The 8,377-nt window shown below is 62.0% G+C and carries 5 protein-coding genes; 3 read left to right on the top strand and 2 right to left on the bottom strand.

The window, feature by feature from the left end; translation table 11 throughout:
* Positions 1-168 precede the first annotated feature (168 nt).
* On the bottom strand, positions 169-2,424 hold the full coding sequence (locus NW845_RS11510) for a ComEC/Rec2 family competence protein (protein ID WP_414378645.1): 2,256 nt from the start codon (positions 2,422-2,424) through the stop codon (positions 169-171).
* Between the two features lie 301 nt (positions 2,425-2,725).
* Here NW845_RS11510 and NW845_RS11505 point away from each other — a divergent pair, with 301 nt between their 5' ends.
* Complete coding sequence (locus NW845_RS11505) at positions 2,726-2,926, top strand: hypothetical protein (protein WP_414330572.1); 201 nt, start codon at positions 2,726-2,728, stop codon at positions 2,924-2,926.
* Between the two features lie 76 nt (positions 2,927-3,002).
* Positions 3,003-3,845: a prepilin peptidase gene (locus NW845_RS11500; RefSeq protein ID WP_414378644.1), complete on the top strand. Its 843-nt coding sequence runs from the start codon at positions 3,003-3,005 to the stop codon at positions 3,843-3,845.
* 63 nt (positions 3,846-3,908) lie between these two features.
* Here the strand turns inward: NW845_RS11500 and NW845_RS11495 are convergent, their stop codons facing one another.
* Entirely contained in the window at positions 3,909-7,871 is a 3,963-nt protein-coding gene (locus tag NW845_RS11495) for a magnesium chelatase subunit H (protein ID WP_414378643.1), read from the bottom strand.
* A 208-nt stretch (positions 7,872-8,079) separates the two neighbouring features.
* Between NW845_RS11495 and NW845_RS11490 the strand changes: the two genes are divergently transcribed.
* On the top strand, positions 8,080-8,316 hold the full coding sequence (locus NW845_RS11490) for a NotI family restriction endonuclease (protein ID WP_414378642.1): 237 nt from the start codon (positions 8,080-8,082) through the stop codon (positions 8,314-8,316).
* Positions 8,317-8,377 lie beyond the last annotated feature (61 nt).

Below are 8,377 nucleotides of genomic sequence, written 5' to 3'. Positions count from 1 at the left end.
CTTTGTCGCGGTGCTCGTAGGACTCGATTGCGCGTTTGGTATCGGTTTTCTTTCCTGCCATCCAGTCCTGCCTATGGGTTTCGTCGTGGGCCTATTGGGAAGGCTAGCTTGAGACTAACTTTTGATCCAACACCGAGCTGTCGCGTCAGCTTTTCTCTCCCAAGCCACCTATCCGTCCAGTTGCGCCCTCAGGGTTTGCACGCCCCGCCGCGACCAGCTCACTGCTCCAACGCGCTCGGCAATGTAGAGGGGCCGCTGCTTTTGCCGAAACCAGGTGGCTACTGCCTCGCCAACAGGGCCGGAGCTGATGCCTGCCTGCACCTGAAAGCGCTCCAGCAAGTCCAGGATCACGGATCCCCCATCCCACCACAGCCAGTCGATCTGGGCCGGCAGTAGGGGGGATCCGGTTAGCTCAGCCTGGACGTTGGTGCCGGCGGATCCCAAGAGCAGCCAACGGGATCCCTCCGCCTCCAGGGTCAACACCAGAGGGTTGGTGTGGACAGCCTGCAGCTTCAGCCGCTCCGAAAAAGGGATCCAATCCGCAGGCCGCAAGACTTGATAGGGGATCCCGGCTGCTTGCACGGCGCTGAGGGAGCGCAGGTAGCTGTCCGAGGCGGCATTGACGCCGCCCCCATCCCAGAACTGCCCGATGGAGAAAGCCGAAAGCAGGATCTCCCAGCCCCCATTGGCCGAGCCGGCAGAGGTCATGGCCACCGCCCCCTCCAGACGGCGCAGGCCCTGCTGCTGCAAAAAGGACAGCACCGTGCGCTCGGCCAAGCGGGGATCGCCGCTGTTCAGTAAGAGATGGCGTCCTTCGGCTTGGATGGCCAGGATGGGGATACGGCCACTGGCCAAAGCTGTGATCTGAACTGGCGGCCCCGGCCACAGCCTCGGCCCCAGCAGGATGGCAGCCATAACCAGAGCAGTACCCTGCCAGCGGAAAGCCCGCCGCCAGCGGGGCCAAAAGGTCAGGGCCACCAGCGCCCCGTAGAGGAGCAGGCACTGCAGCAACGAGACCCTGCCGGTGTAGTAGGAGCTTAGGGGCCAGCCGGCCATCCAGCTCACCCAGTTGATCAAAGGCGTGAGCAAAAACGTCAAGGGCCGGGCCAGCAGGGATCCCAGCCCCGGCCAGATTAAGGCCACCAGGGCCGCCCCAAACCCTGCCACCAGCAGCGGCACCACTAGAAGCAATAGCAGCGGGTTGGCCAGCAGCGAGTAGGTGGGGATGCGGCCAAAGATAACCAGCTGTAGCGGCAGGGTCCAGATCTGGGCGGCCAGCGGAACGGCCAGAGCGGTAGCCACCGCCGGCGGCAAGAAGTCCAGCCGGGACACAATCGGCGCCGTCCCCACCAGCAGCCCCAAGGTGGCAGCAAAGCTAAGCTGAAACCCCAGGTCGGTAATCCACAGGGGCTGGTAGATCAAGAGCAAAACTGCCGCCACCAGCAGCGTCCCCAGGGGGTTAAGCCTGACTTTTCCTTCCAGTCTGGGCTCCGTCAGTACCAGCATGGCCGCCACCCCCATCACTGCTGCCCGCAGCACCGAAGGCGTAAACCCCGTCAAGGTGAGGTAAATCCCCAAGACCGCCAGGAGGATCCCTTGCTGCAGGCGCACCGGCAGCCGCCGCGTCAGGACGAACACCACCCCCACCAGCAGGGACACGTGAAACCCAGAGGCCGCCAGGACGTGGGCCAGGCCAACTTCTCGAAAGGCATCCTGCAAATCAAAGTCCAATTGCGCAGCGCGGGATCCCAGCACCAGGGAAGCCAAGAGGTTCCCCTGCCGCTCCCCCAGCCCGGCAATGAACGCCTCCCGCACCCGCCGCCGCAACACCCAACCTCCCCAGCCCCTCCCGCCCGGTTGGGGAATCACCTCGCGAGCGCTGAACCCCGCAAAAGCCCCCTGCCGCTGCAGATAGACCTGAAAATCAAAGCTGCCTGGGTTCAGGGCTGGACTGGGAAGGTAGAGGGATCCCGTCAGGCGCACCCGCTGGTTGGGATGGAGATCCTGGCTTGGGAGAGCTTCAGGGCTGGCAGTGACGTAGAGCTTGCCGCTCACCTGGCGAGCGGTGGAATTGGGCTCCAACACCTGCTCCGCCTCAAGCCAAAACTGCCGCCGCTCGCTGCGGGTGGGACGGGGCTCGGAAAGAACGGTGCCCACCAGGCTCATCTGCGGCTGTGGGGCCAGCAGGCTGATATCCGTCGGGCCGGGAACCGGCTGCCGCCAGCCCAGGTAGGCCCAGGCTAAACACCCCACCAGCCCCATCGCCAGCCAGGTGCGGGCCAAACGCAGTTGCCGCCGCCACACCAGGGATCCCGCCAATCCCAACGCCAGCGGGATCCCCCAGCCCCAATCGCTCACCGCCGGCCAGGCCCGCAGCAACAGGCCTAGGATCCAGCCCAGCCCCAGCAGATAGGTTCTCTCCATCTCCTCGCAGCGCGTTTGCCCCCACTGTACTGTCGCCCTCAGGCAGGATCCATGGCCTTGTCTTAACCCTGACCGCTTGCCGACCCAGCAAGAGCCCGCAAACTCCCTCTTGCAAGGTTAAACTGAGACGTAATGACCCACTGGCTGTTGACGGCGATATTCTAGGGTTTAAGCTGCCAAGAGGTGAGGCGTATCAGCTCGCTACCAAGTACAGGAGCGGGCATCCTCCCTTTTCAATCCCAGAGAATCTTGGCAGGGTCGTTAGGGTGATAGTGGGCTTCGCAAGGTGGGGAAACCGCACATGGACAGCGCTTTGCTGCAAGCAGCTCGTCAGATCTATCAATTCCATCTGCAGCATCGACCGGAGGTGCTGGAGCAGCCGCCGCGAGGCGTGGTCATCCATCGCCGTACCCTGAGAGGGGATCTGATCTTTTCTGAGTTTCCCATTCTGCTGCCTCAAGAAACCTTCATCCCCTTGCAGCAGTTGGAACCGCTCCGATGAGGCCCTTCTGCCCAAGCCGAGCCTAAGCGCCTACGATAGCAGAGCAAGCCTCTTGTTCTCCCTCTGGACGGCTGCGATGGTGAACTTCCTTGCCAGCACCTGGGAGCTGCGCCTGTTGGGCTGGGTGCTGGTGTTGGTGCTGGGAGCCTGTGTGGGCAGCTTTCTCAACGTGGTAGTCTATCGCCTGCCGCGGGGCCTCTCTCTGCTCTATCCTGGATCCCATTGTCCCTACTGCAAGACGCCCCTGGGCCCCACGGAGAACATCCCCATTCTGGGCTGGTTCCTGCTGCGGGGCCGCTGCCGCCACTGCGGTGCGCGGATTAGCTGGCGCTACCCTGCCGTTGAGGCCTTGACCCTGGGGCTGTTCGGCCTCAGCATCGCCATCTTGGGATTTTCCCCCCGCGGGATCCTCACCTGTGTCTTATTGGGCTGGCTGCTGGCCCTGGCGCTGGTTGATCTGGATACGTTTTTGCTGCCGGAGGAGCTCACCCGCTCCGGCTTGGTGGCGGGGCTGGTGGCCCGCTTGGCGCTGCCCTGGCTGGAAGGGTCGGGATCCCTGGCGGCCATGGGCCTGTCGCTGGTGGCCGGGATCGTGGGGGCCGTGTTGGGCATTTGGTTGCTGGAGGGCATTGGCTTTGTTGCCCGCTGGGTTTTGCAGCGAGAGGCCATGGGCGGAGGAGATGGCAAGCTGCTGGCTCTAATCGGCATGTGGCTGGGCTGGCAAGGGGTGGTGGTGGCCCTCATCTTGGGCTCTGGGTTGGGTTTGCTGGGCAGCCTGCTGGCCATGGCCAAAGGAAAGGCCCGCCTGGGCAAACCCATTCCCTTCGGCCCCTACTTGGCTCTGGGCGGTGCCGTGGCCGCTCTGGCGGGATCCCCCCTGATGGAAGCCTACCTGCACTGGTCGGGGTTGCTGGGGTAGAACTCCCTCACCCCTCTTCCAGTGGCAACGGCGCCAACGATCGGCAGGGATCCCCTTTGGCCCCTATTCCACCCCCTCGATCCGGTCTTCCACTTCTTGGTACAGCTCCTGCAGGCGCTCGATATTGGCCTGAGAAGTCTGCCAGTAGCCACGCCCGTGCACCTCCAGCAGGGTGCCGACGATACGCCGGAAGGAGTGGGGGTTGAGGTTCATCAGCCGCTGACGCATCGCCTCGTCCTTGATGAAGGTCTCGTTGGTTTCCTCGTAGATCCAGTTGTCCACTGCGCCCGCCGTGGCCGACCAGCCGGAGGTGTTCACCAGCCGCTTGGCGATCTCCCGCACCCCTTCGTAGCCGTGCTTGAGCATGCCCTCGTACCACTTGGGGTTGAGCAGCTTGGTGCGAGCATCAAGGCGGATCGTCTCACTCAGGGTGCGGATCTGGGCGTTGGGCGTGGTGGTATCCGCCATGTAGGCCGAGGGGGCCTTGCCGTCTGGGCGCAAGCTCTGCACCAACTTGGTGGGATCCGCGTCGAAGTAGTGGCTGACATCCGTCAGGCTAATCTCCGACGAATCCAGGTTTTGGAAGGTCACGTCCACCGTCTTTAGGCTGGCCTCAAAAAGCTGCCGCATCTGCTGGTTGGGCAGATTCGAGCCAAAGGCAAAGGACTTGCGGGATAGATACATCTCCCGCAGCTCGCTCTCGTCCTCCCAGGAGCTGTTTTCCACCGCCAGGCTAATGTTGGCCGAGTAGGAGCCGGAGGCGTTGGAAAAGACCCGCGTTGCCGCCTGCTCCAGCGTCAGCCCCAACTCCTTGGCCTGCTGGAGGGCGTGCTTGCGCACAAAGTTCAGCTCCAGCGGCTCATCGGCCAGGGCCGCCAGCTTCACCGCCCGGTCGAGGAGAGCCATTTGGTTGACAAAGAGATCCCGGAACACGCCGGAGCAGTTCACCACCACGTCGATGCGGGGCCGCCCCAGCTCCTCCAAGGGGATGAGCTCCACCTTGTTCACCCGCCCCAGAGCATCCGGCTTGGGACGCACTCCCAGCAAACACAGCACCTGGGCCAGTGACTCGCCGTAGGTCTTGATGTTGTCCGTGCCCCAGAGCACCACCGAGATGGTTTCCGGGTACCTGCCGCCGTTGGCGCTCAACTCGCGGGCTAGCAGCCGCTCCACCACGATCTCCGCTGACTTAATGGCCGCTGCGGTGGGGATGGACTGGGGATCTAGAGCATGGATGTTGCGCCCCGTCGGCAACACATTGGGGTTGCGGATGGGATCCCCGCCGGGCCCCGGCAGGATGTACTCCCCTTCCAAGGCCCGCAGCAGCGATCCCAGCTCGTAGTCAGCCGTAATTTGCTTAAGGCACTCTTCCAAAAACTCAAACAGAGGCTTGAGGAGCTCTGCATCCACCTGGGGATAGCCCGCCTCCTTCAGGGCCACCAGCCAGGGCGCCTGCCGTCCCATGTTGAAGAAGTTGAGCTTAGCTACCCTGGAGACCCGCCCCTGGGCGTCGGTTTGCTCCTGCACCAGGGCCGCCACTGCCTTGTGGCAGGCCTTGTTGATGCGATCCAGCAGCTCCGTATCCGCCAGGTGCCCCCGATCCCGGTTGCGGTAGATCTCGTCGATATCCCGGCCCAGGCTCTGGGCAATAATGCGAGGCAGGCCAAGGATCCCTTCTTCTGGGCGGTCAATGCTGGCGATGCTGACCAGCGTGGCAATGGCCTCCTCTGCGGTAGGGGGCGCCCCGATCACATGCAGCCCACAGGGCAATAGCCGCGACTCAATCTCCATCAGCTTGGCGTAGAGCTGGCCCACCACTGTGTCCCGTTCTTCCAGAGTCAGCTGGGCAGCATCCCCCTCTGGCAGCTCCACATCCTTGTCCAGGTTGACCAGGCGCGCCTTGTCACAGATGGCGTTGACAATGGCAACGCCCCGTGCCCCCTCCCGCAGGGTTTGGTAAGAGCCAATCAGCTCCCGCAGCTCCTGCAGACCCTTGTAGAGGCCGGCATTCTCTGCCGGCGGTGTTAGGTAGCTGATGGTGCAAGCGTAGCCGCGCCGCTTGGCAATGGTGGCCTCGCTGGGATTGTTGGCGGCGTAGTAGTACAGGTTGGGCAGGGATCCAATCAAATTATCCGGGTAGCACTCGCCCGACATGCCAATTTGCTTACCGGGCATGAACTCCAAAGAGCCATGGGTGCCAAAGTGCACCACCACATCGGCTCCCCACACTTTCTCCAAATAGGTGTAGTAGGCGGCAAAACCGTGGTGGGGGCTGGCCGATCTAGAAAAAAGCAGCCGCATGGGATCCCCTTCGTAGCCAAAAGTAGGCTGCACCCCGATGAACACGTTGCCAAAGTGCTTGCCGTAAATCAGCAGATTTTGCCCATCAGTGTTCAGGTGCCCTGGGGGTGGCCCCCAATATTTTTCAATGGCTTTGACATAGGGCGTCAGGGCCTCGTATTCCCGCACCGACAGCTTGGCAGCCACGTTCAGCTCCGGGCTGGCGTACTGGGCCTGGGCATCGTGCAGGATGGCCTCCATCAACTCCTGCGGCGTTTTGGGCAGCTCTGGCCCCAGGTCGTAGCCGTTGTGGGCCAGGGCCTGCATGACGCGGTGGATGGAAGCAAACACATCTAAGTAGGCCGCCGTCCCCACATTGCCTTTGTCTGGCGGGAAGCTGAAGACGGTGATGGCAATTTTCTTCTCCAGCTTGGGCTTACGCCGCAGATTGGCCCACTTGATGGCCCGCGCCGCGATCAGCTCAATCCGATCCTGTAGGGCGTGGGCCTTGCCGGTGGCCGCGTCCCGCCCCGAGAGGATGATGGGATCGATGGCCCCATCCAGCTCAGGAATGGCAATCTGCAGCGCCACCTGCACCGGGTGCAGGCCTAAGTCACTAGTGGCCCATTCCTCTGTGGATTGAAACACCAAGGGCAGCGCCACCATGTAGGGGCGATTGAGCCGTTGCAGCGCCTCCACGGCCTTGGGGTGATCCTGCCGCGCCGGCCCGCCCACCAGGGCAAACCCGGTTAGCGACACCACCACATCCACAATTGGCGCCGTCTTCTGCTCATTCCAGAAAAACTCGTTCACCGGCTTGGAGAAGTCCAAGCCGCCGGCAAACACCGGCACCACCCGCGCCCCCCGCGACTCCAACTCCTGCACCATGGCCACGTAGTGGGCATCGTCCCCCGTCACCAGGTGGGTGCGCTGCAGCACCAGCCCCACGCAGGGAGCCAGGGGATCCTTCACGTCTTCCGGCAGATCCTCGCGGGCATTGTACCAATCCCAATACTCCGCCAGGCTGGCAAACATCTGCGGCGCCAGCGGGTGCCAAATGCCCATCTCCAAATAGGTGACTGGCTCGGCAAAGGAGAGCTGTCCCCGCATCCCCGGCAGGTAGCGATCCGCCAGCATCAGCAAAAAGTTCTCCAGGTTCTCGCGGGATCCGCCCAGCCAGTACTGGAAGCTGAGCATGAAGTTGCGGGCATCCTGGGCCTTGTCGAAGGGCAGGTACTTCAACACCTTGGGCAGCGTCTGCAGCAGCTTCAGCATCCCCTCTTGGAAGTTGGATCCCTGTTGGCGCTTGCGCATGAACTGGGCAATGGCGCTCTTGGATTGGCCCAGTTGCGCCATGGAAAAGGATCCCAGCTTATTAAGGCGCATCACCTCTGGCATGGAGGGGAACACCACCACCGCATCCAGCCGCTCCCGCAGGGGTTCTACTGCCTGTACCACCTTCTGGGCAATGTCCTCAATGAAGATCAAGGAGCCGATAAAGACATTGGCCGCCTCCAGATCCCGCTGGAAAGCCTCATATCCCGCGGGATCCCGCAGCTCTTCCACCAAGTAGCCAGACAGCTCCACCGCCAGCTTGGGGTTCTGGGCATTGATGCGCTGCACCGCCGCCGTCAGGGCACTCTGATACTGCGGCTCCAACACCACGTACACCACCTTCATCAGTCGGCGCCCCCCCAGCTCAGCAGGGGTCACGTGGCGGGTGATGGGCTTAACCAGAGTAAACATGCAGTCGCTCTCCCTTGTGCAATGCAAAAAAGCAAGTGGGCCGGGAATGGGCATTCTTCCCCAGCGCCTGTTTCCCGTTCTACCAGAGAACCGGATCCCTGCTGGGGGCATAACGCCAGCCTCGTAACAATTCGCAATAATTGCAAAGGGGGGCTCTCCTCTTGAGAAGAGCTTAGAGTGCAGGTTTCCTGCACTCTATAAGCTAATATTGAGGTTATCAGCCAGCCAAGACTTTCCTCTGGGCTCGGAGTTCTCTGCTAAGAGGAAGCTTGCGGTCAACTATCTCTCATCCTCTCGAAAAAGGCTTGTCCCTCAACTTGTTTACAAAGGTGGGACCTTGCACAGTTGGCGAAAGAAAATTGCTGTAGCGCTGAACAGATCTTTCTTCGCTGCCCTACCTCCTCTGGAACAAGTTCCAAAAGATGAAGCCGATACAGCCTGTTAATTTAAAATAGGGTACAGGTTTTAAGAGGAAGGAGAGAAGGGAATGCCAACCCATTCTTTGG

This window comes from Synechococcus sp. H60.2 (genome assembly GCF_047462315.1).
Classification (GTDB): Bacteria; Cyanobacteriota; Cyanobacteriia; order Thermostichales; family Thermostichaceae; genus Thermostichus.
The sequence above is the reverse complement of the archived record's forward strand: the minus strand, read 5'-3'. Positions and strand labels throughout refer to the sequence as shown.